The organism is Achromobacter sp. SIMBA_011 (assembly GCF_046535435.1).
GTDB classification, from domain to species: domain Bacteria; phylum Pseudomonadota; class Gammaproteobacteria; order Burkholderiales; family Burkholderiaceae_B; genus Achromobacter; species Achromobacter dolens.
The window spans coordinates 1-228 of sequence record NZ_JAWRWN010001388.1 but is presented as its reverse complement, the minus strand read 5'-3'; the positions used below and the strand labels follow the sequence as shown (position 1 = coordinate 228).

General features: G+C 63.2%; 1 protein-coding gene. It reads right to left on the bottom strand.

Going from position 1 to position 228, the window contains the following annotated elements:
• On the bottom strand, window positions 1–228 hold a 228-nt coding region (locus SB816_RS35590; protein WP_410548690.1), incomplete at both ends, for a proton-conducting transporter membrane subunit.

The following is a 228-nucleotide window of genomic DNA, read 5'->3' as shown; positions in this document are numbered from 1 at the left end:
TCATCAGGTGGAAGATCGCGACCGGATACGCCGACACGCCGAGCGCGACCGTCATGTAACCGAGCTGCGAGAGCGTCGAGTAAGCAACCACGCGTTTGAGGTCGTTCTGCACGACGCCGAGGAAGCCCATGAACAGCGCCGTGATCGCGCCGATCACCGTCAGGAACGACAGCGCCGTATCCGCCAGCTCGAACAACGGCGACATGCGCGACACCATGCAGATGCCGG